Source organism: Actinomycetospora cinnamomea, from assembly GCF_003096675.1.
GTDB classification, from domain to species: domain Bacteria; phylum Actinomycetota; class Actinomycetes; order Mycobacteriales; family Pseudonocardiaceae; genus Actinomycetospora; species Actinomycetospora cinnamomea.
Genome location: NZ_QEKW01000016.1, coordinates 40,040 through 64,557, shown reverse-complemented (window position 1 = coordinate 64,557; position 24,518 = coordinate 40,040). Strand labels below are relative to the sequence as shown.

General features: G+C 74.3%; 28 protein-coding genes and 2 tRNA genes. 16 read left to right on the top strand and 14 right to left on the bottom strand.

Annotation, left to right across the window (positions count from 1 at the left end; translation table 11 throughout):
* Window positions 1–124: 124 nt before the first annotated feature.
* From C8D89_RS23115 to tig, 3 genes are all read right to left on the bottom strand, one after another.
* Window positions 125–778, bottom strand: a complete 654-nt coding sequence (locus tag C8D89_RS23115) for an ATP-dependent Clp protease proteolytic subunit (RefSeq protein WP_116710495.1) — start codon at window positions 776–778, stop codon at window positions 125–127.
* Between the two features lie 29 nt (window positions 779–807).
* Window positions 808–1,410: an ATP-dependent Clp protease proteolytic subunit gene (locus tag C8D89_RS23110; RefSeq protein WP_116710535.1), complete on the bottom strand. Its 603-nt coding sequence runs from the start codon at window positions 1,408–1,410 to the stop codon at window positions 808–810.
* A 175-nt stretch (window positions 1,411–1,585) separates the two neighbouring features.
* Window positions 1,586–3,154 carry a trigger factor gene (tig, locus tag C8D89_RS23105; RefSeq protein ID WP_116710494.1) on the bottom strand — a complete coding sequence of 523 codons (1,569 nt, stop codon included), beginning with the start codon at window positions 3,152–3,154 and terminating at the stop codon, window positions 1,586–1,588.
* A gap of 605 nt (window positions 3,155–3,759) precedes the next feature.
* Here tig and C8D89_RS23100 point away from each other — a divergent pair.
* Window positions 3,760–4,557, top strand: coding sequence for a pentapeptide repeat-containing protein (locus C8D89_RS23100; protein WP_116710493.1), 798 nt, complete (start codon window positions 3,760–3,762; stop codon window positions 4,555–4,557).
* Between the two features lie 73 nt (window positions 4,558–4,630).
* Here C8D89_RS23100 and C8D89_RS23095 read toward each other — a convergent pair whose 3' ends face one another.
* On the bottom strand, window positions 4,631–5,017 hold the full coding sequence (locus C8D89_RS23095) for a DUF4180 domain-containing protein (protein WP_116710492.1): 387 nt from the start codon (window positions 5,015–5,017) through the stop codon (window positions 4,631–4,633).
* Between the two features lie 350 nt (window positions 5,018–5,367).
* Here C8D89_RS23095 and C8D89_RS29485 point away from each other — a divergent pair, with 350 nt between their 5' ends.
* From C8D89_RS29485 to C8D89_RS23070, 4 genes are all read left to right on the top strand, one after another.
* The gene (locus C8D89_RS29485; RefSeq protein ID WP_165825893.1) at window positions 5,368–5,907 is read left to right on the top strand and encodes a helix-turn-helix domain-containing protein; all 540 of its coding nucleotides are present in this window, start codon (window positions 5,368–5,370) and stop codon (window positions 5,905–5,907) included.
* 79 nt (window positions 5,908–5,986) lie between these two features.
* Window positions 5,987–6,424 carry a Clp protease N-terminal domain-containing protein gene (locus tag C8D89_RS23080; RefSeq protein ID WP_116710490.1) on the top strand — a complete coding sequence of 146 codons (438 nt, stop codon included), beginning with the start codon at window positions 5,987–5,989 and terminating at the stop codon, window positions 6,422–6,424.
* A gap of 53 nt (window positions 6,425–6,477) precedes the next feature.
* On the top strand, window positions 6,478–7,050 hold the full coding sequence (locus tag C8D89_RS23075) for a Clp protease N-terminal domain-containing protein (protein WP_116710489.1): 573 nt from the start codon (window positions 6,478–6,480) through the stop codon (window positions 7,048–7,050).
* A 103-nt stretch (window positions 7,051–7,153) separates the two neighbouring features.
* A complete protein-coding gene (locus C8D89_RS23070; RefSeq protein WP_207787378.1) occupies window positions 7,154–7,951 on the top strand; it encodes a class I SAM-dependent methyltransferase in 798 nt (265 codons plus the stop codon).
* A 39-nt stretch (window positions 7,952–7,990) separates the two neighbouring features.
* Here C8D89_RS23070 and C8D89_RS23065 read toward each other — a convergent pair.
* Window positions 7,991–8,064: transfer RNA gene (locus C8D89_RS23065), tRNA-Pro, on the bottom strand.
* 350 nt (window positions 8,065–8,414) lie between these two features.
* Here C8D89_RS23065 and C8D89_RS23060 point away from each other — a divergent pair.
* Window positions 8,415–8,488, top strand: a tRNA-Gly gene (locus C8D89_RS23060).
* Window positions 8,489–8,747: 259 nt separating this feature from the next.
* Here the strand turns inward: C8D89_RS23060 and C8D89_RS23055 are convergent.
* Window positions 8,748–9,305 carry a dimethylsulfonioproprionate lyase family protein gene (locus tag C8D89_RS23055; RefSeq protein WP_133252029.1) on the bottom strand — a complete coding sequence of 186 codons (558 nt, stop codon included), beginning with the start codon at window positions 9,303–9,305 and terminating at the stop codon, window positions 8,748–8,750.
* Between the two features lie 386 nt (window positions 9,306–9,691).
* Here C8D89_RS23055 and C8D89_RS23050 point away from each other — a divergent pair, with 386 nt between their 5' ends.
* Window positions 9,692–10,099, top strand: a complete 408-nt coding sequence (locus C8D89_RS23050) for a RidA family protein (protein WP_116710486.1) — start codon at window positions 9,692–9,694, stop codon at window positions 10,097–10,099.
* Here C8D89_RS23050 and C8D89_RS23045 read toward each other — a convergent pair.
* Window positions 10,060–10,713 (bottom strand): TetR/AcrR family transcriptional regulator, encoded by a 654-nt coding sequence (locus C8D89_RS23045; RefSeq protein ID WP_116710485.1) that lies wholly within the window; start codon window positions 10,711–10,713, stop codon window positions 10,060–10,062. The two genes, C8D89_RS23050 and C8D89_RS23045, sit on opposite strands and share 40 nt — an antisense overlap.
* A gap of 135 nt (window positions 10,714–10,848) precedes the next feature.
* On the bottom strand, window positions 10,849–11,118 hold the full coding sequence (locus tag C8D89_RS23040) for a helix-turn-helix domain-containing protein (protein ID WP_116710484.1): 270 nt from the start codon (window positions 11,116–11,118) through the stop codon (window positions 10,849–10,851).
* 52 nt (window positions 11,119–11,170) lie between these two features.
* Between C8D89_RS23040 and map the strand changes: the two genes are divergently transcribed.
* Window positions 11,171–11,998, top strand: a complete 828-nt coding sequence (gene map, locus C8D89_RS23035; RefSeq protein ID WP_116710483.1) for a type I methionyl aminopeptidase — start codon at window positions 11,171–11,173, stop codon at window positions 11,996–11,998.
* Here the strand turns inward: map and C8D89_RS23030 are convergent.
* Entirely contained in the window at window positions 11,952–12,812 is an 861-nt protein-coding gene (locus C8D89_RS23030) for a helix-turn-helix transcriptional regulator (RefSeq protein ID WP_116710482.1), read from the bottom strand. The two genes, map and C8D89_RS23030, sit on opposite strands and share 47 nt — an antisense overlap.
* 187 nt (window positions 12,813–12,999) lie before the next feature.
* On the opposite strand from C8D89_RS23030, the gene C8D89_RS23025 reads away from it, so the two are divergent.
* The 3 genes from C8D89_RS23025 (at window position 13,000) to C8D89_RS23015 (ending at window position 16,407) form a co-directional block, all read left to right on the top strand.
* Window positions 13,000–13,803 (top strand): DUF3159 domain-containing protein, encoded by an 804-nt coding sequence (locus C8D89_RS23025; protein ID WP_165825892.1) that lies wholly within the window; start codon window positions 13,000–13,002, stop codon window positions 13,801–13,803.
* Between the two features lie 43 nt (window positions 13,804–13,846).
* Complete coding sequence (locus C8D89_RS23020) at window positions 13,847–14,809, top strand: SDR family oxidoreductase (RefSeq protein ID WP_116710480.1); 963 nt, start codon at window positions 13,847–13,849, stop codon at window positions 14,807–14,809.
* A gap of 224 nt (window positions 14,810–15,033) precedes the next feature.
* On the top strand, window positions 15,034–16,407 hold the full coding sequence (locus C8D89_RS23015) for a PP2C family protein-serine/threonine phosphatase (protein ID WP_133252028.1): 1,374 nt from the start codon (window positions 15,034–15,036) through the stop codon (window positions 16,405–16,407).
* Here the strand turns inward: C8D89_RS23015 and C8D89_RS23010 are convergent.
* The gene (locus tag C8D89_RS23010) at window positions 16,392–17,567 is read right to left on the bottom strand and encodes a serine hydrolase domain-containing protein (protein WP_116710478.1); all 1,176 of its coding nucleotides are present in this window, start codon (window positions 17,565–17,567) and stop codon (window positions 16,392–16,394) included. The genes C8D89_RS23015 and C8D89_RS23010 overlap by 16 nt on opposite strands.
* A 168-nt stretch (window positions 17,568–17,735) precedes the next feature.
* On the opposite strand from C8D89_RS23010, the gene C8D89_RS23005 reads away from it, so the two are divergent.
* From C8D89_RS23005 to wsfD, 3 genes are all read left to right on the top strand, one after another.
* Window positions 17,736–18,296 carry a DinB family protein gene (locus C8D89_RS23005; protein ID WP_116710477.1) on the top strand — a complete coding sequence of 187 codons (561 nt, stop codon included), beginning with the start codon at window positions 17,736–17,738 and terminating at the stop codon, window positions 18,294–18,296.
* 64 nt (window positions 18,297–18,360) lie between these two features.
* The gene (locus C8D89_RS23000) at window positions 18,361–18,762 is read left to right on the top strand and encodes a PPOX class F420-dependent oxidoreductase (RefSeq protein ID WP_243418320.1); all 402 of its coding nucleotides are present in this window, start codon (window positions 18,361–18,363) and stop codon (window positions 18,760–18,762) included.
* A gap of 64 nt (window positions 18,763–18,826) precedes the next feature.
* The gene (gene wsfD, locus C8D89_RS22995) at window positions 18,827–20,293 is read left to right on the top strand and encodes a glycan biosynthesis hexose transferase WsfD (protein WP_116710475.1); all 1,467 of its coding nucleotides are present in this window, start codon (window positions 18,827–18,829) and stop codon (window positions 20,291–20,293) included.
* Here the strand turns inward: wsfD and C8D89_RS22990 are convergent.
* Window positions 20,290–20,649, bottom strand: coding sequence for a DUF3140 domain-containing protein (locus C8D89_RS22990; RefSeq protein ID WP_116710474.1), 360 nt, complete (start codon window positions 20,647–20,649; stop codon window positions 20,290–20,292). The two genes, wsfD and C8D89_RS22990, sit on opposite strands and share 4 nt — an antisense overlap.
* A 69-nt stretch (window positions 20,650–20,718) precedes the next feature.
* Here C8D89_RS22990 and C8D89_RS22985 point away from each other — a divergent pair, with 69 nt between their 5' ends.
* Both C8D89_RS22985 and C8D89_RS22980 read left to right on the top strand, forming a co-directional pair.
* On the top strand, window positions 20,719–21,627 hold the full coding sequence (locus C8D89_RS22985) for an NADP-dependent oxidoreductase (RefSeq protein ID WP_116710473.1): 909 nt from the start codon (window positions 20,719–20,721) through the stop codon (window positions 21,625–21,627).
* 257 nt (window positions 21,628–21,884) lie between these two features.
* Entirely contained in the window at window positions 21,885–22,163 is a 279-nt protein-coding gene (locus tag C8D89_RS22980; protein WP_116710472.1) for a hypothetical protein, read from the top strand.
* A gap of 116 nt (window positions 22,164–22,279) precedes the next feature.
* Here C8D89_RS22980 and C8D89_RS22975 read toward each other — a convergent pair whose 3' ends face one another.
* From C8D89_RS22975 to C8D89_RS22965, 3 genes are read right to left on the bottom strand one after another with little or no spacing between them, the layout of a single operon-like run.
* The gene (locus C8D89_RS22975; RefSeq protein ID WP_116710471.1) at window positions 22,280–23,662 is read right to left on the bottom strand and encodes a uracil-xanthine permease family protein; all 1,383 of its coding nucleotides are present in this window, start codon (window positions 23,660–23,662) and stop codon (window positions 22,280–22,282) included.
* Window positions 23,663–23,705: 43 nt separating this feature from the next.
* On the bottom strand, window positions 23,706–24,278 hold the full coding sequence (locus C8D89_RS22970) for a TetR/AcrR family transcriptional regulator (RefSeq protein ID WP_116710470.1): 573 nt from the start codon (window positions 24,276–24,278) through the stop codon (window positions 23,706–23,708).
* A gap of 45 nt (window positions 24,279–24,323) precedes the next feature.
* Window positions 24,324–24,518, bottom strand: a complete 195-nt coding sequence (locus tag C8D89_RS22965) for a ferredoxin (protein ID WP_116710469.1) — start codon at window positions 24,516–24,518, stop codon at window positions 24,324–24,326.

The following is a 24,518-nucleotide window of genomic DNA, read 5'->3' as shown; positions in this document are numbered from 1 at the left end:
GACAGGGCGCGCCCGGTCGTTCCTCGACGGGCGGTCGGCCCGCTGCGCCCGGGTGCGCCGGCGCGTCGTCCCGGGCGGGGCCGCCCGTGCGACGGGGCGGCCCCGGGGACCGGGAACGGGTGCGTCAGCGCGAGGCGGAGAGCTTCCGGCTCGCCACGACGTCGTCGATGAGCCCGTAGTCCTTGGCCTCGGGAGCCGTCAGGATCTTGTCCCGCTCGACGTCGGCACGGATCTGCTCGGCGCTGCGGTTGGTGTGCCGCGCGAGCGTGTCCTCCATCAGGCGACGCATGCGCGAGATCTCCGCGGCCTGGATCTCCAGGTCCGACGCCTGACCGTAGAAGCCCTCGGTGGCCGGCTGGTGGATCATCACGCGGGCGTTGGGCACCGCGAGCCGCTTGCCCGGCGCGCCGGCGGCGAGGATGACGGCCGCAGCCGACGCCGCCTGCCCGAGGCACACGGTGGCGATGTCCGGGCGGACGTACTGCATCGTGTCGTAGATCGCCATCAGCGCGGTGAACGAACCACCGGGCGAGTTGATGTACATCGTGATGTCGCGGTCCGGGTCGTTCGACTCCAGGAACAGCAGCTGCGCCATCACGTCGTTCGCCGAGGCGTCGTCGATCTGCACCCCGAGGAAGATGATCCGTTCCTCGAAGAGCTTGTTGTAGGGGTTCGACTCCTTGACGCCGTAGCTGGTGCGCTCGACGAAGGAGGGAAGGATGTAGCGCGCCTGCGGCGAGGCCGGAGCCGTGCCGCCCGGCACGTGGAGCTCACTCATCTGCTGGGACTCCTGTCTGCGGCCGTGTCTCAACTCTGGGGCGCGTCGCCGTTGCTCGACGGCTGATCGGTGGAGCGCGTCACGACGTGGTCGATGAACCCGTACTCGAGGGCCTCGTAGGGGTCGAACCACCGGTCGCGGTCCGAGTCCTCGGTGATCCGCTCGAAGGTCTGGCCCGTGTGCTGGGCGATCAGCTCGGCGAGCTGACGCTTGAGCTTGCGCATCGACTCGGCGCGGATCGTGATGTCCGATTCGGTGCCGCCGAGACCGCCCGAGGGCTGGTGCATCATGATCTGCGCGTGCGGCAGCGCCAGGCGCTTGCCCCGGGCGCCGGCCGAGAGCAGGAACTGCCCCATGGACGCGGCGAGGCCCATCGCGACCGTGGACACGTCGGGCTCGATCCACTCCATGGTGTCGTAGATCGCCATGCCCGCCGACACCGAACCGCCGGGCGAGTTGATGTAGAGCGTGATGTCGCTCTTGGGGTCCTCCGCGGCGAGCAGCAGCAGCTGCGCCGAGATCTGGTTGGCGATGGTGTCGTTGACCTCCTGACCCAGGACCACGATGCGCTCCCGGAGGAGGCGCTCGTAGACCGAGTCGTTGAGCGTCATCGACCCTCCGGCGGAACGCATGACCGCCCCGGCCGGGATGGAGAGGTGCTGGCTCACCTGGGTCCCTGCTTTCACGTAGAGAGGTATCGGTCTGGCGTCGGTCGGGCCCACCGACTTCGACAGTAACCACCGGAAGGGACCGGGGAGTCCGTCGACGGGCCGTGTTCGCTCCTGGCCGAGCGACAGGCCGTGCGGGTCAGGTGCGCGAGGTCGAGTCGGGGGCGCCGACGACCTCGGTGTCGGCCGTCCCCGTCGAGTCGTCGACCTCCACCTGCGAGCTCGGCGACGCCGGGTCGCTCGCGTCGGTGCCGGCGTCGGCGACCTGGGTGCCGTCGCCCGGACCCGCCGCGGTGTCGGCGCCCTCGGCGGTGGGGGCGTCCTCGTCGGCGGTGACCTCGGTGGGCCCCTCGACGGCCTCGTCGAGCGTCTCGCCCTCGACCTCGCCGGCGGTGCCGAACAGCTCGGACAGGTCGACCGGCTCGCCGTCCGGACCGGTGATCGTCGCGGCCTGCACGACGGTGGCCAGCGCCTTGCCGCGGCGGACGTCGGCGAAGATCGCGCCGAGCTGGTTGGCCTGCTGCGCCTGCTGGATGTACTCCTCGGGGCTCACCCCGAAGCGCTGGGCCTGCATCATGATGCGTTCCATGAGCTCCTGCTGCTCGACCTGGACGCCGGTGTCGTCGGCGATCTTGTCCAGGAGCAGCTGGGTCTTCACGGCCTGCTCGGCGGTGGTGCGCAGCTCGGTGTCGAACTCCTCGCGGGTCTGGCCCTGGGACTCGACGTACTGCGTCAGCTTCTGCTCGTCGTGGTCGAACTCGTGGACCGCCTCGTGGGCGCGGACCTCGACCTCGGACTGCACGACCGACTCGGGCAGCGGCACGTCGGCGGCCTCGAGCAGCGCCTCGAGGACGCGGTCCCGCGCCTGGCTGCCCTGCTCCATGCGCTTCACCCGTGCGTAGCGGGTGCGCAGGTCGTCCTTGAGCTCGTCGAGGGTGTCGAACTCGCTGGCGAGCTGGGCGAACTCGTCGTCGGCCTCCGGGAGCTGGCGCTCCTTGACCGACTGCACGGTGACGCTGACCTCGGCGTCCCGCCCCGCGTGCTCGCCGGCGACCAGCGTCGTCGTGAACTGCTTGGTCTCGCCCGCGGTCATCCCCTCGAGCGCCTCGTCGAGGCCCTCGATGAGCTGGCCGGAGCCGACCTCGTGCGACATGCCCGTGGTCTGGGCCTCCTCGACGGCCTCGCCGTCGACGGTGGCCGAGAGGTCGATGACGACGAAGTCGCCGTTCTGCACCGCGCGGTCGACGCCGGTGAGCGTGCCGAAGCGGGCCTGCAGGCCCTTGAGCTGGTCGTCGACGTCGGCGTCGCTCACCTCGGCGTCGTCGACCTGTACGGAGATCGACGCGTAGTCGGGCACCGTGATCTCCGGGCGCACGTCGACCTCGGCGGTGAAGGAGAGCTTGTCCCCGTCCTCGATCTCGGTGACCTCGATCTCGGGCTGACCCAGCGGCTGGACCTCCGCCTCCGAGACGGCCTCCCCGTACTTGGCGGGGATGGCCTCGTTGACGACCTCCTCGAGCACGACCCCGCGACCGAGGCGCTGGTCGAGGATGCGCGCAGGCGCCTTCCCGGGACGGAAGCCCGGGATGCGCACCTGCTGCGCGATCTTCTTGTAGGCCCGGTCGAAGTTGGGCTTGAGCTCGTCGAAGGGCACCTCGACGGCGAGTTTGACGCGCGTCGGCGACAGGTGCTCGACGGTGGACTTCACTGGTCGTCTCTCCTCGGGGCAGGACTGCGCTCGTGCGGTGACCCGTCGTCGGACGGGTCGGGTCCGAGGCGTGACGCGGGAGGCCACCTCACCGCTCACGGTCGAGGAGCACCGGGAGCCGGTGCCTGCACCTGTTTGCGCGCCCGCCCGGGCGTGGCGGCGAGTCTAGACGTGCCCCCCGACCGCGCGCCGTGGCGCCCGCACGCCGGCCGGTGAGCCCCCGACGGGTGCCCGCGCGGGCCCGCCGTCGGGCGCCGCGCCGCGACCGCCGACCTCACCGGAACCGGCGCCGCGCCCGCGGTACGCGGTCGGCCGCCCGCCGCCCGTCTCCCGCACCTGACGACGCGCCGCACGATCGCGCGGCGACACGCCGCACGGTGCGTCCGTCCGGAGGACACCGGACCGTCCCGGCGCGGGGCCGGACGCCGTCGGGGCGGCTGGCACGGTGGAGGGGACCGCGCCCCCGACGGGCACGGAGAGGTCACGAGGAGGAGCAGTGAGCCGGATGAAGAGGATCCGCGGCGGCATCGAGCGCGCGCTCGAGACCTTCGAGGCGCTGTCCGGCCTCGGGCCCAGGCGCCGCAAGCGCGCCCGGCGCTGACGGTGTGAGCGCCTCGGCGCCGGCGAGGTCGGCGGACTGCGCCCGGTGCCTGGCGCTGTGCTGCGTCGGCCCGGCGTTCGTCGCCTCCGCCGACTTCGCGCTGGACAAGCCGGCCGGTGTCCCGTGCCCGCACCTGCGCGCCGACGACCTCTGCGGCATCCACGACCGCCTGCGGGAGCGGGGCTTCGGCGGCTGCGCGGTGTTCGACTGCTTCGGCGCGGGCCAGCAGGTCGTGCAGGTGACCTTCGGCGGCGCACGCCGTCGGACGACCGCGATGTTCGATGCCCTCGAGGTGCTGCGCCCGCTGCACGAGGTGCTCGCCCTGCTCGACGAGGCGGTCGCCTCGCCCGGGCACGGGGCCGCGGCCGCCGACCTGCGCACGCGCGTCGAGGCCCTCGTCTCCCTCGACGCCGGGGCCCTCGTCGACGTCGACCTGGCTGCGGTGCGCGGCGAGGCGGGCGCGCTGTTCGACGCGGTCGTCGTCGAGGCCCGCACGGGCCGGCGGGGTCCCGACCTGCGTGGGGCCGACCTCGTCGGCGCCGACCTGCGTCGCCGCGACCTGCGCGGTGCGCGGCTGCGCAGCGCCCTGCTCGTCGGCGCCGACCTGCGCGGCGTGGACCTCGACCGCGCCGAGCTCCTCGGCGCCGACCTGCGCGGCGCCGACGTCCGCGGTGCACACCTGGCGGGCGCCCTGCTGCTCACCGCACCCCAGCTCGCCGCCACGCGCGGCGACCACGCCACCACCGTCCCCGCGCACCTCGCCCGTCCCGACCACTGGGCTCCCGTACCGCCCGCGCGGTGACCGTGCGCCCGAGCGCGCTGGTCGCCCTGGCCGCGGTCCCGGAGACCGGCCGCGCGTGGCTCGGTCCGTCTCGTCAGGACGGCGTGCTCATGTCCGCGCCCCTGAGACGCGCGTCCAGCTCGTCGAGGTCGTCGACGAACCACAGGTCGTCGCCCCCGTTCGCCTCGTGCACCCAGTCGGCGACCGGTCCCGTCGCCGGCCCGAGGTGGTCGAGGGATCCGATGACGACGAGGCGCAGCCGGTGGTTCACGAACCTCTGGACGATCGCGCCCGCGACACCGCTGGACAGCCGGACGAACTCGGGGGTCAGCCGGCCGACGGGCACGGCGACGATCTCCGCCTGCGCGCCGTACGCCTCCCCGAGCAGGTCGGTCGCGTCCGACTCACCCGCGATCGCGGGGCCGGACTCGCTCAGCTGCAGGACGCGCACGCCGTGGCGCACGGTGGTCGTCGCGGTCACGGGAGGACCCCACCACGTCCGACGACGGTGATCGAGCGGTTTCCCGGCGCCGGGGGTGGCGGCCCTGCCGCTGAAGAGCCACCTGTCGCAGCAGGGCCGCCGCCGCGGCTTCCGTGTGAACCGCCGCGCACATCGTGCCCGGCGGGCACGATCCGACCGCGCCCGGGGGTGACCGAATCGTGACCTTCTCCGAACCCGCCCACCGTCCTCCTCGGCGGCCACGGACCGGCACCGACCGCTCAGCGACTCCGCGCGCCTTGATCGGTCAAGCCGCGTCGTATCGCGCGATGTGGATATTCGGTCCGCTGCCCGCGACACGGGACCGTCCGGGCGGGGGCGCGGACGGGGACGTGGCGCGCACGCGGGCAGGGGCCATGGCCCGCGAGGCCCGCGAGGCCCGCGAGGCCCGCGAGGCCCGCGAGGCCCGCGAGGCCCGCGAGGCCCGCGAGGCCCGCGAGCTCCGTGCCCGGGTCCGTTCCCGACGTGCCGACGCACGACGCGGCACGGCCGGCGCGCACCGTGCAGCCCCCGCCGACGCCGACACGGCAGCAGAAGGTGTGGTCCGCCGCGCGGTGGCCTTCATCGAGGAGAACGCCGCGGAGCACGTCATCGCGGCGGACATCGCATCGGCCGCCGGGGCCAGCGTCCGCCGGCTGCAGGAGGTGTTCCGCGCTCGACGGGGCACGAGCCCCACGGGGTTGCTCCGTGCGGTGCGCCTCGAGCGCGCCCACGCCGAGCTGGTCGCGGCCGACCCCTTCGAGGGTCGGACCGTCGCGATGATCGCGGCCTGGTGGGGCTTCACGCACCGAGGGCGCTTCTCCGGCCTGTACCACCGGGCCTACGGCCAGCACCCCCGTCACACGCTGGACACCCCGCCGCCGCGCGGCTGAGCCGCCGCTCCCGGTGCCCGTCCGACGATCGAGCGATCTCCGCTGTGTCGGCGTTGCGGGGCTGTCGCAAGATGGTGGCGTGTCGACGCAGCGACATGGGGACGAACGGGACACCTGGGACGGGCTCGCGCAGGCCCGGCGCGAGGCGGCGCGGCGCGGCGATCGCTGGGTCGGCACGCAACACCTCCTGCTCGCGCTCCTCGCCCGGCCGGAGGGCGAGGCCCAGCGGGTGCTGCGCGACGCGGGCGTGACCCGGGTGCAGTGCGAGCTCGCGCTCGCCGGGTTGCACGGTCCGACCGCTCCGGCGACGCACACCGATCCCCGGGACGTCGACGTCGCGCGTCGGGCGCAGGTGCTGCTCGACCGTGCCGCACGGACGACCGCGGGCGGTGGGATCACCGACGAGGCGCTGCTGGCGGTCCTGCTCGTGGACGACGATCCCGGCCTGGCCCGAACGGTGCTGAACTACCTCGGGGTGGGGCGGGGCCTGGCCCGCGTGCTGACGCGCCAGCCGTGATGAGGTCGGTCGTGCGCCACCGAGGTGTGCACGGCCGGCGGTGATGGCAGTCTGTGACCGTGCTGTCGGGGCCCGGGAACGACCTGCCGGCGCGGCCGGCGTCGCCCGGGACGGGTGCGTCGTGCGACCAGGAGCTGATGTCGTGGGCGCACGGGCTCGGCGCGGTTCAGGAGGCCGAACGCGTCGGGTCGTGGCGGGTGGGCACCGAGCACCTGCTGGTCGCGAGCCTGCTCGACCCCATCGCACGCCGGCTCGCGCACGAGGCGGGCGGTGACTTCTCCGCGGTGCAGGCGCAGGTGGGGCGGCCCGTCGACGTCGGCATCGGCGCGCGGCCGGGCGTGCTCCCCGCCCCCGACGAGATGCACCTGAGCGACGGCTCGGTGCGCGCGCTCGGGGCGCTGCAGGAGCGCACGGGGCGCGAGGCGGACCTGACCGGTTGGGTGCGCCGCGATCGCAGCACCGACCCCCGCGGCCGCAGCGTCGTCCGCCGACGGCTCCTGGCGCTCCTGCTCGAGGAGACCGCGCCGGGTGGGGCGCGGCGGGTCGTCGACGCGCTCGGGCTCACCGCGCAGGCGACGTGGCTCATCGGCCGCCTGGGCGAGCCGGACCCGTCGGTGACGCTCTGACGAGGGGGGCCGGGCGGTGCCGGCCCCCGGTCTCGCGCTCCGGCGCGACGGATGACGCCGCACGGGCTTGTGGCAACTCCTGCTGCGTGCCAGAACATTCCCCGTGACCGAGGACCAGCACCGTCGATGGGTCGGGTCGATGCCGGACGTCTACGACCGGTGTCTGGCCGACGCGGTCTTCCGTCCGTTCGCGGTGGACGTCGCACGGCGGGCCGCACGCCTCCGGCCGAGCAGGGTGGTGGAGGTCGCCGCCGGCACGGGGGTGGCGACCGCGGAGCTCCTCGCGGCGACCCCGGAAGCCCACCTCACGGCGACGGACCTCAACCCGGCGATGGTCGAGGCGGGCGAGGAACGGGTTGCTGCGGCCGCATGGCAGCGCGCGGACGCGTCGAGTCTCCCGTTCGACGACGGCGTCTTCGACCTGGTGGTGTGCCAGTTCGGGGTGATGTTCTTCCCGGATCGGCCCGCGGCGTACTCCGAGTTCCGCCGGGTGCTGGCGCCCTCGGGTCACGTGCTGGTGAACACCTGGGACCGGATCGACACCCACGGGTTCGCCCGGGTCCTCGTCGAGGGCCTGGAACGTGCCCTCACCGGCGACGTCCCGGCCTTCCTCGCGCAGGTACCCCACGGTTACGCCGACCCGCAGGTCGTCGTCGGGGACCTCCGGGGAGCGGGGTTGGAGGTGGAGTCGGTCGAGACGGTGACGCTCGAGGGGCGGGCGGCTTCGGCGGCCGACGTCGCGACCGGCTTCTGCACCGGCACCCCGCTGCGCGGAGAGATCGAGGCGCGCGGTGACCTCGACGAGACGACGCGGCTGGTCGCCGCGCACATGACCGCCGTCCTGGGTGAGGGCCCGGTCTCTGCTGCGATGACGGCGCACGTGGTGCAGGCACGTCGGTGAGCACGGGCCCGCACGCGCGTTCGTGCCCGTCCCACACGGTCGGGGTGGCCGGATTCGAACCGACGGCCCCTCGCTCCCAAAGCGAGTGCGCTACCAAGCTGCGCCACACCCCGTGGCGGCGAGTCTAGGGGCGGGGGACCTGGACCGCGGAGGCGCCGCTGCCTCCCGGCCCGTCGCCGGGCGGACCTAGTCCAGACCGCGGACGATGTGGTCGTCCTCCGTGACCTCGACCTGGTCGACGGCCTTCTGTGCGTTGAACATCCCCGACTCCTCTCACTGGATGGGATCCGACGTACCCATCGTGACGATGGAGAGACGCCTACCGGGAGGTATCGGTTGGGTGTCACGCCGGCATGGATCGTTCTGGTCGACCGATCCAGACGCCGCCGACGCGGGGCGGGACCACCGGCCGGGCGGCAGGAGAGGCGTCCGCTACGGTGGAGTGGCGGGCCGAGAGGCCCACGCGGGCGTAGCTCAATGGTAGAGCCCCAGTCTTCCAAACTGGCTACGCGGGTTCGATTCCCGTCGCCCGCTCCACACTGTTGGTGCAGGTCAGAGCACTGGCCCGGCAGGACGCTTGATCATCCGGCGCCGCGTCGACCCCGCCGTCGTGCGAGCAGCGTGCGATTAGGCCGGGATCGCATCGCCGTCACCGCCCTCGCCCTGGAGTGCTCCTGGCCGTCGTCATCACCCTCGTCCTTGACGGGCCGCTCCGGGCCCGGCGGCCGGCGCGGGCACGGCCGGCCACACCCGAGACCTGATGAGCCGCCAGGTCCTCCTCGACTCGACACCTCGATCAGGCGCAGAACCGCGACGGAGTGACAACGTCGCCCGACCATATGTAGAGCAGAAGAGCGGGACGAGCGCCGACTCTCATCGAATGTGGCTGCCAAGGCACGTGATGGATGAGGTCGCCAGGCGCGACCGCCGCGGGCATTCCGTGTCGCTCGTGCGTCCACTCGATGCGTTGTAAGGGGACGTACACCTCGTCCGCCGGGTGCTGATGCGGCGGATACACCACGCCCGGGCCGAGGAGCACCAACCCGACCGCCACGCCGTTCTGACCCGAGACGTCAGACATCGGCACATCGTCAGGAGGACCCAGAAGAGTCGCGTGCGCATAGTTGTCCAGGAACTCCGCGCTCGGCGGGCACTCGACGTACGACGCCGTCTGACGCCACGACGCCGCCAGCGCAAGGACGCCAATTGCCTGCTGGATATCGCTCGAGATCGCCGGGGCCGAGTCCGCCAATGCTGCCTCTAGATGATCAATCACACTAGGCGCGGACTCATTGCATGCAGCCGGCGCCGGTGCCACTTCACCTGCTGCCAGAGCAGCGGCGTGGGCGTCCATGCCAGCACCGCGCAGTCGGTCGTGGAGGTAGCTGGTCAAACGGGACGACGCGGCCCGACGCTGCTCGATGTCTCCTTGCACACCTCCATGATGTTGCCAGTCGACGACACAGCGGCGGGGCGCTCGCCGCCCCCGCACCCCCGGCGACCTGCGGAGAGTGGGCAGGTCCTGGGCGCGAGCGCTGCTCGGGCACGACGGGACGACCTCCTCCGTGCGATTGGCGTGCGATGGCGGTTCCTGCTCCCCGTGCCTGTCGAAGGCCGCGCCGGGCTCGGGTCAGAGGGCTCCGTCGCCGGCAGGATCGTCACCACCGTGCCGCATCGGCCGACCCTTAACATTGCATTGCTGTGCTATGTTCCGGCGGCCGAAGAGAGAGGAGCACGACGATGACCGTCACGCTGGTGCATCCCGAGCGCGTCCACCGGGTCGCCGTCCACCACCAGGTCGCCGACACCCAGGGCTCACGCACCGTGTACCTGGCCGGGCAGGTGTCCTGGGACACCGAGGGCAACCTCATCGGTCGCGACGACCTCGCCGCGCAGGCCGAGACGTGCTTCCTCAACGTCGCCGCCGCGCTCGACGCGGTGGGGGCGACGATGGCCGACCTGGCCAAGATCACCGTCTACGTCGTCGGCCTCGACGAGACGAAGGCCGAGCAGCTGGTCGCCGGACGCGACCGGGCGGCCGCGACGCTGGGGGTCGAGCTCCAGCAGCCCAGCACCTGGATCGGGGTCACCGCGCTGGCCGCGCCGGGCTACCTCGTCGAGGTCGACGCCGTGGCCGTGCTGCCCTGAGGCGGGCGCAGCGCGGCCCAGCCGGCCTCGACCGAGCGTCGGCACGCCGCGGGGTCGTCACCGGCGGCGGTGATCACCGCGGCGAGGAGGGGGATGCCCGAGGCGAGGGTGCGCCGAGAGGCCACCCGACTCACGACCAGCGACACGATCCCGTGGCAGACCGTCCAGACCTCGGTGGCGAGCCGGTCGGGATCGGCGTCCTCGGCAATCCGCCCCCCGTCGCGACAGCGTCGCGCGGCACGCTCGAGGTGACCGAGGGTCGCCTCCGCGGCCTCGAGATCCTCGAGGTCGACGGTCGCATCGAACATGACCCGGTAGAGGTCGGGATGCTCGAGGGCGTTGACGACATAGGCGGCCGCCCCGGCGACGAGGTCCTCGACGGGATCGGCGGGCACGACGAGCGCCTCGAGACGGGCCGCCAGCCGCGTGAAGCCCTCCTGGCGCAGCGCACGCCACACCCCGTCCATCCCGCCGAAGTAGGTGTAGACGGCCATCGTCGAGACCCCCGTCCCGGCGACGAGCGATCGTAACGTGATCGGCTCGCGCTCACGGAGCATCCGCGCGGCACGCTCCAGCAGCTGCGTGCGCACGGCCGGGTCCTTCTGCCTCGCCACCCGGCAGACTCTATGGCATCACATTGCCATGGAAAGCTCAGGTCCTGGCTCGTGCCGCATCGCCACCGTACTGCCGGGCATCGCCGGGCCGGACCGCACCGGATCGATCCCCCGCTCACCCCGTCGGTGACGAGCTCACGCCGTCCTCGGGTGCTCCCCCGGCGCCGACTCGCAGGCCTCGACCAGCTCGTGGAGCGGTAGCGCCAGCTCGCCCGCCAGGGCGGCGATCGTGAAGAACGCCGGCGTCGGCACGCGTCCGGACTCGATCTTGCGCAGCGTCTCCACCGGCATGCCGACCGCGGCCGCCACCGAGGTCATGGACCGGCAGCCGCGCGCCTCGCGCAGCACCTCGCCGAGACGACGGCCTCGATCGCGCTCCTGGGGAGTCAACGGCACGCGGACCATGGGCGTGATAGTAATACCGGGATAGTTATCCCGAGTCGTGGAGCACCGTGCCGTGATCGAACTGAAGACCCCCGGCGAGATCGAGCTGATGCGCAAGGCGGGCCGGATCACCGCCGCCGCCCTGGCCGCCGCCCGGGACGCGGCCGACGTCGGCGTCCGCCTCGACGAGCTGGACGCCGTGGCCGCCGAGGTCATCGCCGCGGCCGGCGCCGACGCGCTCTTCCTGGGCCACCATCCGAGCTCGGCACCCTCGCCCTATCCCGGCGTGACCTGCATCAGCGTCAACGACGCGGTCGTGCACGGCATCCCCGGGTCGTACACCCTCGCCCCGGGCGACCTGGTCTCCGTCGACTGCGGGGCCCGCTACCGCGGCTGGAGCGGCGACGCCGCCGTCTCGTTCATCGTCGGCGAGCACCCCGATCCGCGGGTCACCCGCAGCGACGAAGCGCTGATCGCCACCACCCGGGCCGCCCTCGACGCCGGTGTCGCCGCCGCCCAGCCGGGCGCGAGACTCGGCGACGTCGCCCACGCGATCGGGAGGGTCGCCCGCAGCGGCGGCTACGGGCTCATGGAGAACCACGGCGGGCACGGCATCGGCCGCGAGATGCACGAGGCCCCGCACGTCCCCAACGAGGGCCGACCCGGGCGCGGGCTGCGGCTGCGCCCCGGCCTGGTCCTCGCGCTCGAACCGATGCTGATCACGGGCGGGACCGACGCCTACGTCGAGGACCCCGACGGCTGGACCCTGCGCACCGCGGACCGCAGCCGCGCCGCCCACATCGAGCACACCGTCGCCGTCACCGACCACGGTCCGGAGATCCTCACCCGGCACGTCACGGCCGTGACCGCGCCTCCGGCCGGACCCCCGGGGCGCCGATGACGGACAGCAGCTGGAGCTTCTCGTGACTCTCGCTGCCCGGCACCGCGGTGTAGACGAACAACCGGTGCGACTGCTCCGGGTCGAGCAGCGTCTGGCAGTTCAGCTCCAGCTCCCCGACCTCGGGGTGGACGAAGCGCTTGACGTCGTGTGGCCGGACGCCGATCTCGTGGGACTCCCACAGCCGCCGGAACTCCTCGCTCTGCGCGAGCAGCTGGTCGGCGAGGTGCGCCGCCCTCGAGTCGGGACCGCGCAGGGTGACGAGCCCCCGCAGGCCCGAGGCGTACATGCGTGAGAGGAACTCGTGCTCCTCGGGCGCGTACAGCGTGCGGGAGGCGGGGTCGGTGAACCACCGGTAGCCGCGGCTGCGCGCCGGGCCGGTATAGGCGGTCGCGTCGCCGGTGAGCGCGACCCCCAGGGGGCTCTGGCGCAGCGTCTCCCCCAGCTCGGTGACGATCTCCGCGGGCGTGTCCGTCAGCCGGTCGAGGATGCGCAGCAGGCCGGGACTGATGTGCTCGCTGGCCGGGCCCCGCAGCGGGGGGTGGTGCCCGGCGAGCCGGAACAGGTGGTCGCGCTCGTCGAGGGCGAGGTGCAGCCCCTGCGCGATCGAGGCGATCATCTGCTCGGACGGCTGCGGGCCGCGCTCCCGCTCGAGGCGCGCGTAGTAGTCGGTCGACATGTGGCACAGCGCCGCGACCTCCTCGCGCCGCAGCCCGCTGGTCCGGCGCCGCGGCCCGCGCAGCAGGCCGACGTCCTCGGGCTGCAGCGACTCCCGTCGGCGCCGCAGGAACTCCGCCAAGCCGGCCCGGTCGATCACGACGCGCCCCTCCCGTCCGATGTGCCCCGTTCCTACCGCGGCGGCGCCGCCCTCAGCCACGGATCGGCGATCCACCCCTCGGACCGCAGTGACGGCCCCGCGAGCCACGGATCAGCAGGCCGTGGCTCCCCTCCCGGCAGCGCGCAAATCTCGACGGCACCTCCCCACCGACGACAAGGAGCGCTCCATGACGAACGACCCCGCCACGATCGGCCCGCCCGAGCGACTCACCGGCCGAATCACCGACCGGACCACCGACCGGATCGCCGACGACGAGCCGGTCACCCTCGCCGCGACCCTGCGCCGGACGCTCGCGCGGTCCGGTGGACCGACCGGGATCCTCGTTGCGGCCGCACCTGCCGTTGCGTTCGTCGTGGCCGACGCCCTCGGCGGGCTGACCTGGGCCTTCGTCGCCCTCGCGGTGAGCTCGCCCGTGGCGTTCGGCATCCGGCTCGCCCGCCGCGAGTCCCTGCGGGGCGCGCTGATCGGCCTCCTCGTCGCCGGGGTGTGCGCGCTCGTCGCCGCCCTCTCCGGTGAGGCACGCGCCTTCTTCCTGCTCCCGGCGCTGCTCCCCGTCGGGCTCGGGCTGCTGTTCCTCGGCTCGGTGCTCGTGCGCCGGCCGGTGACCGGGCTGCTGTTCAACCGCCTCGTCGGCGGACCGCAGGACTGGCGCGGCCACGCCCCGCTGCTGCACGTCTACAGCATCACCACCCTGGCCGGCGCGGGGGTGCACGCCGTCAACGCCGTCCTCCGGATCGCGTTCTACGTCGCCGACCAGCCGGCCGTCCTGGCCGCACTCGGGATCGCCGCCGCACCCGCCTTCGCCGTGCTGGCCGCCTTCACCCTCGTCGCGGCCCGCCGCGCCGTCACCTCCTCTCCCGTCACCTCCTCTCCCGTCACCTCCTCTCCCGTCACCTCCTCTCCCGTCACCTCCTCTCCGGTCACCGCCTCTCCCGTCACCTCCCCCGCCACCGCACCGGACGCCGTCTGAGTCCGGCGCCGTCACGCCCGATCACGAACCCCAGGAGGAACCCATGCCCCGCACCCCCGACATCACCGTCCCGAGCCTCGCCGGCAGGCGTGCCGTCGTCACCGGCGCCAGCGACGGCATCGGCCTCGGGATCGCCACGCGGCTCGCCGCGGCCGGCGCCGAGGTGGTGCTGCCGGTCCGCAACCCGCGCAAGGGCGAGGCGGCGGTCGCCGCGATCCGCGAGCGGGTCCGCGGGGCGGCCGTGTCGCTGCGCGCGCTCGACCTGTCCTCGCTCGCCTCCGTCGCCGCGCTCGGCGCGACCCTGCGCGAGGAGGACCGGCCGATCCACTTCCTGATCAACAACGCCGGCGTCATGACCCCGCCGGACCGGCAGACCACCGCCGACGGCTTCGAGCTGCAGTTCGGCACCAACCACCTCGGTCACGTCGCCCTGGTCGCCCACCTGCTGCCGTTGCTACGCGCCGGCCGCGGCCGGGTGACCTCGCAGATCAGCGTCGCCGCGCGCCGCGGCACGATCAACTGGGACGACCTGGGCTGGGTGCGCTCCTACGACGGGATGCGCGCCTACAGTCAGTCGAAGATCGCGATCGGTCTCTTCGGGCTCGAGCTCGACCGGCGCAGCCGGGCCGGTGGCTGGGGCATCACCAGCAACGTCTCGCACCCGGGGATCGCGCCGACGAGCCTGCTCGAGGCACGGCCGGAGATCGGACGGGACGAGCAGGTGCGGGGCCGGAAGGTGATCGGGGCCCTGTCCGCCCGCGGCATCCTGGTCGGGACCGCCGAGAGCGCCGGGCTCCCCGCCCTCTACGCCGCGACCTCCCCCGACGCACGTGGCGGGCACTTCTACGGACCCGCCGGCCTCGGCCACCTCGGCGGGCGGCCCGCGGAGCAGGCGCTCTACGCCCCGCTGCGCAGCACCGCGGAGGCCGAGCGCGTGTGGCGCGTCTCCGAGGAGCTCACGGGCGTCTCCTTCCGCGCGCCGGAGGCGCACATCGGGCGCCCGTGATCCTGACCGGGCGCCTCGTCGGCGGTGCCGCGGACATCGCCGACGGGGCGCCCGTCGTGCTGTCGAGGAGGGCGAGGACGAGGTCGCCGATCGGCAGGACACGACCGTTCGTGACGTACTCTCGGTCCTCCGGGCATCGGGACGGTGCGGGTGCCCGGCCGCGCCTCGTCGGGCCCTCGGCGACGGCCCGACCGCACCGTTCCACCACCGGGGGGTTCGGCCGCATGGGCACTTCTCGCACGGCGGCTCTCCACGCGGACGGCCTCACCGCCGCGGCCTGCCTCGACCTCACCGACCCCGCACGCCTCCGGGCTCTCGCCGACGCGGGGCTCTCGGCGGACCCGGACCCCGACATGGAGCTGTTCGCCGGGCGGGTGCGGCGCTGGCTCGGGGTGCCCATCGCGCTGGTGTCGCTCGTGCGCCCCGACGAGCAGGTCTTCCCCGGAGCCGCGGGCCTGCCCGAGCCGGTGTCGTGGGAGCGGCGGACCCCCCTGACCCACTCGTTCTGCCAGCACGTGGTGCTCACCGCGCAGCCGCTGATCGTCGAGGACGCCCGCGAGCACGAGCTCGTCGCCGACAACGGCGCCGTCCGGGACCTCGCGGTCGTCGCCTACGCCGGCTTCCCCCTGACCGACGCCGCCGGCAACGTCCTGGGCTCGCTGTGCGCGATCGACCACGTGCCGCGTCGCTGGGACCCGGCGCAGCTCGGTGCCCTCGAGGACCTGGCGCGGATGTGCTCGGTGGCGCTGCGGCTCCGCCTCGCGACCGTCGACGCCGAGCGCGAGCGCCGCCGGCGCGACGAGCTCGACGTGCGTCTTCGGCAGCAGCTCCAGCACCGCACGACGGCCACCCACACCCTCCAGCGCGCGATGCTCACGACGCTGCCCCGGGTCGACGGCCTGGCGATGGCCGCGCACTACGCCCCGGCCGACGCGCGGGAGGACGTCGGCGGCGACTGGTACGACGTCGTGCGCCTGCCCGCGGCCGGTGACGGCAGCGAGGGCGGCGACGACGTCCTCGTCCTCTCCGTCGGCGACATCGCCGGTCACACGCTGTCGGCGGCCACCGAGATGGGACAGGTCCGCTCGATGCTGCGCCAGGCCGCGTGGGACCGGGCCGGACGCGCGCCGTCGCAGGTCGTCGCGGCGTTCGAGGACGCCAACGAGACGGTCGGACCGCGGGCCCGCGGGACGCTGGTGCTCGCGCACCTCCGCCGCGCCCCCGACGGGACGACGATGCTGACCTGGAGCAACGCCGGCCACCCGCCCCCGATCCTCGTGGCGCCGGGACGGCCGCCGCGCCTGCTCGCCGGGTGCGACCCGATGTTCGGCTTCCCGCACCTGCTCCCCCGGCCCCGCGCGGACGCCCGCGAACCGGTGCCCGAGGGGTCGCTGCTGTTCCTGCACACCGACGGGCTGGTCGAACGCCGCGGCGGGGACCTCGACGCCGGCACCGACCGCCTGCTGGGGACGCTCGCACGCCTCCGCGACGAGGACGTGGCGACGCTGCCCGAGCGGGTGGTCGCCGAGCTCTCCCCCGGCGAGGACGACGTGGTCGCCCTCGCCGTCCGCCTCGGGGAGGGCTACAGCGCCGCGTAGAGCGCCGACTCGAAGTCGCCGTAGAGCTTCCACGCCTCGTGCTCGCTGATGAACGGCAGCGAGTTGGTGTAGATCGAGGCGCAGATGCCGGTGGTGCGGTCGATGAAGAAGTGGGTGTTGAGCAGCCCGGCCCACGCGCCGCTCCAGGCCCGCCGCCGACCGGGGACGTCGTCGGTGTTGAGCAGGAGGCCGTAGCCCCACGTCCAGCCCGGGCCGAGGTGCAGCGTGTCGGTGGTCGCCGGGTCGGCCGAGGCGATCTCGGTGGGCATCGGGAGCCCGCCGAGCTGGTCCGAGAACGCGGCGTCCACGGTCTCCTGGTGCAGGATGCGCGCGCCGTCGAGCTCGCCGCCGCGCAGGAGCGCCCGCTGGAAGCGGATGTAGTCGCGGGGCGTGGAGTGCAGGCCGTGGCCGGCGGGCCACCACTCGGGCTCGTCCGGGAGGACGTTGCCCGCCGACGTCCACCGGGCGTCCTCGCCACGGACGTGCACCGGGGACTTGTTGCCCTGCCGCCCGTCGTCGAGCAGGAACATCGTCTCGTCCATGCCGAGCGGGCCGGTGACGTTCTCCTTGATCACGACGTCGAGCGTCGCGCCCGCCACGGTCTCGACGACCAGGCCGAGCCAGTCGGTGTTGATGCCGTACTCGAAGCGCGTGCCCGGGTCGGCCACCATCGGCGCGAACAGCGCCCGCCGGTCACCGGGCACCACGTTCGGCAGGCCGGTGACCTGCTCGTACTTCACCAGGTCGGCGTTCCAGAACCAGTAGCTCAGACCGGAGGTGTGCGTGACCAGCTGCCGGACCGTCGCCCGGCTCGCCGGCGCCCGCAGCCGCGGGGTGTCGCCGTCGAAGCCCTCGAGCACCTGGATCCCGGCGAACTCGGGCCGGTAGGTGTCCACCGGCGCGTCGAGGTCGAGCTCGCCGCGTTCGACCTGCTGGAGCGCGGCGGTGGTCGCGACCATCTTGGTCATCGACATGATCCGGAAGTGGGTGCCGCCGGAAACCGTCTCCGAGTCCTCACCCACGACCCGCGGGCCGGCGCCGCCCTCGTAGAACACGCCGTCGGCGTCCGCGGCGACGGCCACGGCGTGGGGCACGTGCCCCGCGTCGACCGCCGCCTGCAGCACACCGTCGATCCCGGAGCCGTCGATCGTCCTGCCCATGGTGTGGATCCTCCTCCGCCGTGATCAGCAGCACACAGTGTGCGGCCGACCACACGGGGTGCGGCCCGTGCTGTCGGCCGCGAGGACCTGCCCGAGGGGAGGGGTGACGGCGGGTGCCGCTGTCGGACCCCGGCCCTACCGTCGCGGGCACCATCACGAGGAGGAGCCATGGCGCTGGAGTGGAACGCGCTGGTGCGCGAGCAGGCCGACTGGCAGTGGCGGGAGTACCTGCGCCCGCGCCTGGACGGCCTCACCGACGAGCAGTACCTGTGGGAGCCCGCGCCGGGCGCGTGGAGCGTGCGCCCCCGGGACCGGGCCGTGACGCCGATGGCGGCGGGCGCCGGCGAGATGGTGATCGATTTCGCCTACCCCGAGCCCGACCCGCCCCCGGTCACCACCGTCGCCTGGCGGCTCGGCCACCTCATCGTGGGCGTCCTCGCAATGCGCGTCGCCGGCCACTTCGGGGGGCCGCCGGTCGACTACGGCAGCCACCACTACGCGGCCACCGCCCGCGGGGCGATCGCCCAGTTCGACGAGGCGTACGCGGCGTGGACGGCGGGGGTCCGCGCGCTCGGCGAGGACGGGCTGGCCGCGCCGTGCGGGCCCAGCGAGGGCCCGTACGCCGACGAACCCATGGCCCTGCTGGTGCTGCACATCAACCGCGAGCTGCTCCACCACGGGGCCGAGATCGCGCTGCTGCTCGACCTGCACCGCGCGCGGGCGGGGTGATCGCGCCATCGCGCGGGTAGCCGCGTGGATGGCCGACACCCGCAACGGAACCGAGCTGCACCCCATGACCGAGGAGCTGGCGACGAAGGGCCGCAACTTCGCCGCGGTCTCGACGCTGCTGCCCAGCGGCCGCATCCAGACGCAGATCCTCTGGGTGGGCATCAAGGACGGGTCGCTGGTGCTCAACACCGAGACCCACCGCAAGCGCTACGAGAACCTTCAGCGGGACTCCCGGGTCACGGTGCTCATCCGCGACGAGGACGACCCGTACCGCTACGCCGAGGTCCGCGGGCGGGTGGAGCGCACCACCACCGGGGACGAGGCCCGCCGCCACATCGACGAGCTGGCGCAGCGCTACATCGGCGGCGACTACCCGCCCGAGGCCATCAAGTCCGAGCGCGTGATCCTGTGGATCACCCCCGAGCGCCAGACGATCATCGACCAGAACGTCGACACGAGCGACTGACGCCGTCCGGCCGCGGGCCCGGCCCGGCCGGCTCCCCCGGGCCCTCGGGCATCATGACGGCGACATGACCGCGACGGCGACCGGCCCCCGTCCCCGCGACCGCGTCCTCCTCGGCGCGGCCGGCGGCCTCGCCGCGGCCCTGCTCGTGGTCCTCGCGCTGCGCCTGCCCTCCGGGAGCCCGCTGGGCGTCGAGGACAACGGGGACGGCTACCGCCTCTTCTGCGGCGCCGGACTCACCCCGCTCACCGCGGACGGGTACGCGAGCTGGCGCGGCGGGTGGACCACCGACTTCGCCGTCGGGCCGCCGACCTGTCCCGGCCCGGTCCCGTCGTCCGCGCTCGTCATCACCCGGATCACGACGTGGTTCGCCGGCGACACCTGGTCGCCGGCGATCCTCGGTTGGACCTACGCCGTGCTCGTGGGCATGGTCGTCGGCCTCGGGGCGTGGGCCGCGTCGGCGGCCGGCCGCCGGCAGGCCCTGGTGGTGGCCGTGCCGGCGCTGCCGCTGGCCGCGGCCACCTTCTCGCGGTTCTTCGTCTCGACCTACAGCGAGCCGGCCGGCCTGCTCGGCAGCCTGACGACGGCGGTGGGCGTCGCCGCCGTGCTCGTGACGCGGCGCGAGCACCGGGCGGCCCGCGTCGTGGCCCTCGTGCTCACCGCGGCCGGGGGGCTGGTCGCGACGACCGCGAAGGTGGCCTACGTGCCGGTGCTGGCCGCCGCGGTGCTCGTGTGCGCTCTCACCGCCGTCGGGGTGCGGCGGCCGCGGCGGGTGGGTCCCGCGCTGGCGGTGGTGACCGCCCTGCTGGCCGTCGCGCCGGTCGTGGACGCCCTCGAGCGCCAGCAGCAGTTCTACGCCGCCGTCAACGCCCACAACCTGGTCTTCACGACGGTGCTGCTCGAGGTCGGGCCCTCCGCCACCGCACCCCTGGGCCTGCCGCCCGACGCGGCGCGGCTCACGGGCAACGGCTACTTCAACGGTCCCCCGCGTCCCGACGGCGTGCCGTGGTGGGAGGGCGCGATCCTCGGCCGGCCCGCGGAGACCCGCGCGGCCGCGCTGGTGCTGCTCGCCGAGCACCCGACGGCGGCCGCCCGCGCGGTGGGAGTGGGGTTGCAGGCCACGACGCTCGCCGACCTTCCCTACCTCGACTCCCTGCCCGCGTCGCCGGCGAACCCCTCGGCGCCCTCGGGCCACCCGGGCTGGGCGGGAGCGCGCCAGCCCGACCTCGCGCAGGTCCTCGACGCCACGCGTCGCCCGCCGTGGCTCCCGTCCGCGCTGGTCGTCGTGGCGCTCCTCGCCGCCGCCACCGCGCGGTGGCAGGGCGCCGCGGGACGCTGGTCGCTCGCCGCCGGCCTCGCCGCGTCCACCGCGCTGGCCCTCGTCGTGGTGGCCGTGGCGGGCGACGGGTACTTCGAGGTGTTCAAGCACGTCTGGCTCGCGGCCTACCTGCTGGCCCTCGCCGGACTCTGCCTCCTCGGCGCCGCCGCCACCGCCCTCGTCACGGCCATGCGGTCCCGCCGCCGACGCGTCTAACGGTCCGTCCGCCGGTCGCCGGCCGGCCGCAGCGGGTCGTGGCCCATGGTCATGAGGAAGCGGCGCCACTGCGCGGAGTCCCCGGCATCGGGCTCGAGGTCCTCGCCGCGCTCCTGGTGGACGATGTCGACGACCCGCTGCATCACCTCGAGGTCGTGGTCGTCGAGGTCGGTCTTGCGCTTGCCGAGGATCGCGAGCACCTCCGCGCCCGTCGGCGGCATCCGCTCGCCGGGAACGAAGTCCGCGTCCTCGGTCGCTTCCTCGGTGAGCAGCCAGCGCTCCAGCTCGCGCGAGTCCATGTTCACCACGCGGTGGAACTCGCTCCAGAGGTCGTCGTAGCCGGTGCTGGACGTCATCCCCGCGGGTGCCCGGACCCGGGGCCCGCACAACCGGCCCCGTCGGGTGGGACCGGGTAGGAACACGGGGTGCGCGCGTTCGGGTTCCTCGGGGTCGGCGGCCCCGCGCAGCAGGCCTTCCTCGACGTCCCCGTGCCCGAGCCGGGGCCCGGCCGGCTGCTGGTGCAGGTGCGGGCGGCGGGGGTGAACCCCGGCGACATCCGGATGCGCCGGGGCGAGTACGACGTCACCGGGCCCGCGGTGCTGGGCCGCGAGGTCGCCGGGACGGTGGTGGCCGCCGGCGAGGGCGTGACGGCCTTCGCTCCCGGCGACGAGGTGTTCGGCGGGTGCCCGGGCATGGTCGGCGGCTGGGCGGAGCAGGCGCTGGTCACCGCGTCGTTCGCCGCGCACCGGCCGGCGGCGGTCTCGCCCGAGGACGCGGCCGCGCTCCCGGTGGCCGCCGGCACCGCGTACGACGCCCTCGAGGCCCTCGCGCTGCCCGCGGGCGCCACGCTGCTGGTCAACGGCGCCGGTGGCGGGGTCGGCCTGCCCACGGTGCAGCTCGCCCGCGCCCGGGGCCTGCGGGTCGTCGGCACCGCGGGCGCCGCCAAGCAGGACCTGCTCGCGGGGCTCGGTGTCGTCCCGGTCGTCGGGGGCGACGGTGTCGCCGCACGGGTGCGCGAGGCGGCCCCGGACGGCGTCGACGGCGTGTTCGACCTGGTCGGAGGCGAGGCGCTGCGCGCGGTGGCCGGGCTGGCCCCGCCCGGCCGGCTGTTCTCGGTCGCCGACAAGTCGCTGGTGGCCGAGCTCGGCGGCCGTGACGTGCCGCGCGACCGCAGCACGGCGGTGCTCGACGCCCTCGCCGCCCGGGTGGCGGCGGGCGGGCTGGACCCCTGGGTGCGCACCGTCGTCCCCTTCGCGCGGGCGGCCGACGCGGTGGCGCGCGTGGAGGACGGGCACGCGCTGGGGAAGGTCGTCATCGTTCTCGACGCGCCGTGATCGGGGCCCGACCAGGAGATGTCGCGCACCGTGAACTCCACCCATGAAGTTTCACTCCAACGAGCGACTCATCATCCCGTCGAGTGTTCCGGGCACCCGGGTGCCGTGCGGCGTTGCGCCGACCGCAGGTCGGCGGTCGGCCGTACGCTTGATCGAGCGTGTGTTCACTGAACGCACCCTCGATGAATCCTCGTTCAGCGACCCGGGAGACTCCTCCCTGCCGCGATCACCGCGGCGACGAACGAGAGGAGATCACCATGACCCGACTGCAGCGCCTGGCCGCGGCCACCGCCCTCGTCGGTGCCGGCAGCCTCGGCCTGTCCGGTGTGGCGAGCGCGACCGAGTCGCACGCCCACGAGGACGACACCACCACCGGGAGCACCACCGGGGACCGCGGCGGTCTGGTGACCGGCCTGGTCGGCGCGGGCGGCGAGCTCGCGGGCGGCGTCGGCGGCCTCCTCGGGGGCGTCGGCGGCGCGGTCGGCGGCGTGCTGGGCAGCGACGCGGTCGGCGACGTCGTCGACGGCCTGCTCTAGCCCCGTCCCGGTCCTCGGGGGACCGGGACGGGATCAACGGGCAGGTGGGCGGGTCCCGGTGGCGCCGGAATCGCCACCGGGACCCGCCCGGCCAGCGTGCCGGAGCCGGCCCCCTGTCAGCGTGGCGGCCGGTCCTCCGCGGCCGCGTCGGCCCCGAGACCGGGACGCTCCTCGGCGCGATCGGACGCGAGGCGGCGGAGCAGGTGGTAGCCGACGACCACGACGATCGTGCCCAGGGCGATCCCCGACAACGATCCGCCGCCGGCCGACAGCGCGACGTCCCCGATGCCGATGACGATCCCGGCCGCGAGCGGGACGAGGACCTCCGGGCGGGCGAAGTCGACCCGGTTCTCCACCCAGATACGCGCGCCGAGCAGGCCGATCATCCCGTAGAGCACGACCGTGATGCCGCCGAGCACCCCGCCGGGTGTCGCGGCCACCACCGCCCCGAACTTGGGGCAGAACCCGATCGCCACCGCGACCAGTGCCGCCACCCAGTACGCCGCGGTCGAGTAGACCCGCGTCGCGGCCATCACTCCGATGTTCTCGGCGTAGGTGGTGGTCGGCGAGCCCCCGACGCCGCCCGCCACCGCGGTGGCGATGCCGTCGGCGGCCAGTGCCCGTCCCAGGTAGGGGTCGAGGTCCTCCCGGGTCATGCTGGCGACGGCTTTGACGTGCCCGGTGTTCTCCGCGATCAGCGCGATGGCCACCGGCACCACGATGAGGATCGCCGAGGCGCTGAACGCGGGCATGTGCAGGCCCGGCGCGTCCGGCGTCCCCAGCGGCAGCCCGATCCACGGCGCATCGGTGACCCCGGAGAGGTCCACGCGCGGGTGGGCGGACACGACCCCGGACGCGTCGGGCGCGGTGATCGGCCCGAGCACCGCGTCGAGCAGCAGCGAGAGCCCGAAGCCGACGACGAGGCCGACCAGCACGCCCAGCCGACCGAGCATCCCGCGCCCGGCCACGGCGGTGACCATGACCACGAGCATGGTCACCAGGGCGACGGCCTCGTCCTGCGGCCAGTAGGTGCCCGCGACGACCGGGGCCAGGTTGAAGCCGATGAGCAGCACGACCGCGCCCGTCACCGCCGGCGGCAGCACCGCGGACACCGTCCGTGCCCCGCCGAGGTGCACCGCGAGCCCGACGAGGGCGACCACGACGCCGCACACCGCGATCGCCCCCGTGATCTCCGCGGGGGTGCCGCCGTCGGCGCGCACCGCGGCCACGACGCCGACGAACGAGGCGCTCGTGCCGAGGTAGCTGGGCACCCGCCCGCGCGTCATCAGCAGGAACAGCATCGTCGCGAGCCCGGAGAGCAGGATCGCGAGGTTCGGGTCGAGGCCCATGAGCACGGGGAAGACGAACGTCGCCCCGAACATCGCCAGCACGTGCTGGGCGCCGAGGCCCGCCGTGCGCCCCCACGAGAGACGCTCGTCGGGCCGCACCACCTCGCCGGGCGCCGGCGCGCGACCGTCACCGTGCACCGTCCATCTCATGGCTTCGCCTCGTGAGCGATCCGGGTCGTCATCACGACCCGATTCACTCACGTGCGCGGAGCGCATCGAGCAGCAGCCCGAGGAAGCGACGGGGGTCGGCGGTCACGACGGCCATGTGCACGACGGTCGGCAGGTCCTCGGGCTCCAGGTCCGCGCGCACCACGCCGGCGGCCTGGGCGCGCCGCAGCAGCTCGCCGAGGGGGGCGAGCGTGCGCGCGGCGAGCTCGGGGGTGAACGCCCCGGTGGCCGAGGCGGCGGTGAGCAGGGCGCGGTGGCGGGTGACGTCGTCGACGAGCCCCTCGAGCACCCCGGCGATCGCCTCCCACGGGTCGGCCACCTCGGCCGCCCGCGCGAGCAGCGGTTCCACCGACGCGGCGACGTGGTCCTCGAGCACGGCGGCCACCAGCTCGTCGCGCCCGGCGAAGCGTCGGTAGAGCGTCGACGGGGCGACGCCCGCCCGCCGCGCGACCTCCTCCAGCGAGACGTCCGGCCCGCACGCCGCGAGGGCGGCACCGGCGGCGGCGAGGATCGCGGCGTGGTTGCGGGCCGCGTCGGCGCGCAGCGGCCGGTCCGCACGGGTCAGCGGGCCGGACGTCGGACCGGACGTCACGGACATCGGGCAGAGGGTACCGGTGGTGACCGGTCGTGCGCGATCGGTCGCTCAGTCCTCGACGAGGCCCAGGGCTCCCGACGGGCACTGCGCCACGGCGTTGCGCACCTCGGCGACCTGGTCGTCCGACGGGTGCTCCTCGAGCACGACGACCAGGGCCTCGTCGTCCTGGTCGAAGACGTCCTCGGCGGCGAGCACGCAGTTGCCGGCGCCGATGCAGACGTCCCGGTTGGCCTCGATGCGCAT

What these genes read in the sequence shown, in the direction of transcription:
- C8D89_RS23040 (WP_116710484.1), bottom strand. Translation starts at nt 11,118, where the DNA reads ATGGTCCGCGTGCCGTTGACTCCCCAGGAGCGCGATCGAGGCCGTCGT.
- C8D89_RS23025 (WP_165825892.1), top strand. Translation starts at nt 13,000, where the DNA reads ATGACGAACGACCCCGCCACGATCGGCCCGCCCGAGCGACTCACCGGC.
- C8D89_RS23005 (WP_116710477.1), top strand. Translation starts at nt 17,736, where the DNA reads ATGGCGCTGGAGTGGAACGCGCTGGTGCGCGAGCAGGCCGACTGGCAG.
- C8D89_RS23050 (WP_116710486.1), top strand. Translation starts at nt 9,692, where the DNA reads ATGACCGTCACGCTGGTGCATCCCGAGCGCGTCCACCGGGTCGCCGTC.
- C8D89_RS22975 (WP_116710471.1), bottom strand. Translation starts at nt 23,662, where the DNA reads ATGAGATGGACGGTGCACGGTGACGGTCGCGCGCCGGCGCCCGGCGAG.
- C8D89_RS22970 (WP_116710470.1), bottom strand. Translation starts at nt 24,278, where the DNA reads ATGTCCGTGACGTCCGGTCCGACGTCCGGCCCGCTGACCCGTGCGGAC.
- C8D89_RS23010 (WP_116710478.1), bottom strand. Translation starts at nt 17,567, where the DNA reads ATGGGCAGGACGATCGACGGCTCCGGGATCGACGGTGTGCTGCAGGCG.
- C8D89_RS23020 (WP_116710480.1), top strand. Translation starts at nt 13,847, where the DNA reads ATGCCCCGCACCCCCGACATCACCGTCCCGAGCCTCGCCGGCAGGCGT.
- C8D89_RS23000 (WP_243418320.1), top strand. Translation starts at nt 18,361, where the DNA reads ATGACCGAGGAGCTGGCGACGAAGGGCCGCAACTTCGCCGCGGTCTCG.
- C8D89_RS22990 (WP_116710474.1), bottom strand. Translation starts at nt 20,649, where the DNA reads ATGACGTCCAGCACCGGCTACGACGACCTCTGGAGCGAGTTCCACCGC.
- C8D89_RS23015 (WP_133252028.1), top strand. Translation starts at nt 15,034, where the DNA reads ATGGGCACTTCTCGCACGGCGGCTCTCCACGCGGACGGCCTCACCGCC.
- C8D89_RS23110 (WP_116710535.1), bottom strand. Translation starts at nt 1,410, where the DNA reads ATGCGTTCCGCCGGAGGGTCGATGACGCTCAACGACTCGGTCTACGAG.
- C8D89_RS22965 (WP_116710469.1), bottom strand. Translation starts at nt 24,518, where the DNA reads ATGCGCATCGAGGCCAACCGGGACGTCTGCATCGGCGCCGGCAACTGC.
- C8D89_RS23055 (WP_133252029.1), bottom strand. Translation starts at nt 9,305, where the DNA reads ATGGACGCCCACGCCGCTGCTCTGGCAGCAGGTGAAGTGGCACCGGCG.
- wsfD (WP_116710475.1), top strand. Translation starts at nt 18,827, where the DNA reads ATGACCGCGACGGCGACCGGCCCCCGTCCCCGCGACCGCGTCCTCCTC.
- C8D89_RS22980 (WP_116710472.1), top strand. Translation starts at nt 21,885, where the DNA reads ATGACCCGACTGCAGCGCCTGGCCGCGGCCACCGCCCTCGTCGGTGCC.
- C8D89_RS23115 (WP_116710495.1), bottom strand. Translation starts at nt 778, where the DNA reads ATGAGTGAGCTCCACGTGCCGGGCGGCACGGCTCCGGCCTCGCCGCAG.